Origin of the sequence: Methanoculleus sp. MH98A, assembly GCF_000691865.1 — an archaeon.
Classification (GTDB): domain Archaea; phylum Halobacteriota; class Methanomicrobia; order Methanomicrobiales; family Methanoculleaceae; genus Methanoculleus.
Genome location: NZ_JMIO01000172.1, coordinates 1 through 1,224 on the forward strand (window position 1 = coordinate 1; position 1,224 = coordinate 1,224).

Below are 1,224 nucleotides of genomic sequence, written 5' to 3' on the forward strand. Positions count from 1 at the left end.
AACGTCCACCCCCTTTCGATTGAATGTTGCAAGAGCATCTTTCAACCCGATACCGAATTTTCCAATAACACGGGGGTTTGCAAGTTTTTCGTCATTCTCTTTTTGTGTCAGATGATGATGGTTAAGCCCTCTCCCATAATCACGGATATGCCAGCAGTTCGTTTTATCTTTAAATATCTCGACCATTCTGGCTTTGGTGAGTAGTTCTTCGTCGATAGCGTTGGCAATGATCTCTCTGACCGCGTGATAGACTTCCCAATCCTCTAATATCTTCTCGACATTGAGATCAAATTTGTTAGTGGCCATGGTATCCCCGACATAGAATAATTGTTACTCAATTATCCAGGGGAAAAATGTTTTGAAATGGTCTTCAAAACAATTAATCCATATTCTGGTCGTTTAAAACGATATAAGCACCATCATAGCCGTAATGGCCGTTAATATCTTTACATGTGCAACGTACCTGTGTTAAGAGCTCAACAACACCCTCGCCAGACAAAAAGGATCATCAACAAAGTGTGTGAGTAGTGACACAGCAGCGACAGAAGGGGCATGACAGCCTCACTGCGATTATCGCGATCAATCGGGTGATTCGCAACCCCGCGCGGCTTACGATCATGGCGCTCCTGTATGTTGTCGGGAGTGCTGACTATGCGTTTCTTCAGGAGCAGACCGGTCTGACATCGGGTAACCTCTCGGCGCATTTACGGAAACTGCAAAAAGCCGGCTATGTCACGGTCGAGAAGGGGTTCTCCGCGAGCAGGGCAACCACAGCAGTCCACCTCACCGAGCATGGCCGGAGAGCCTACGAAGCATATCGGGAGAGCATGCTCTGTCTCTTCAATACTTACGAATAGCCTTACTATTCTTTCTTGCGTCTCTGCTTCTTCAACGGAGGATGCAGATTATCCCCTTTTATATATGTACAAACTAAAGCTGGTTTTTGAGTGGTAACTATGCCTATCCCGGATTATGAATCGATTATGCTCCCTCTTCTTAAGCTTACGGCAGATGGCAAAGAGCATCTGATGGCAGAAGACCGAAATATCCTTGCCAATACGATTTTTCATTTAACAGAAGATGAACGACGGGTGCTCCTACCGAGCGGGAGATCGAAAACGTATGACAATCGGTTTGGCTGGGCAAGGACATACCTTACGAAGGCAGGACTGGTCGAGGTTACAGGGCGAGGGAAATACAAGATTACAAAGAGAGGGCTCGACG

The 1,224-nt window shown here is 46.4% G+C and carries 2 protein-coding genes and 1 pseudogene; 2 read left to right on the forward strand and 1 reads right to left on the reverse strand.

Annotation, left to right across the window (positions count from 1 at the left end; genetic code table 11):
- Positions 1–306 (reverse strand): annotated as a pseudogene (locus EI28_RS12375) (ATP-binding protein); the annotation flags it as partial.
- Between the two features lie 221 nt (positions 307–527).
- On the opposite strand from EI28_RS12375, the gene EI28_RS12380 reads away from it, so the two are divergent.
- Both EI28_RS12380 and EI28_RS13700 read left to right on the forward strand, forming a co-directional pair.
- Entirely contained in the window at positions 528–857 is a 330-nt protein-coding gene (locus EI28_RS12380; protein WP_197018521.1) for a transcriptional regulator, read from the forward strand.
- Positions 858–956: 99 nt separating this feature from the next.
- Positions 957–1,224, forward strand: a 268-nt coding sequence (locus EI28_RS13700) for a winged helix-turn-helix domain-containing protein (protein ID WP_231476820.1), incomplete at its 3' end; no start/stop codon positions are given.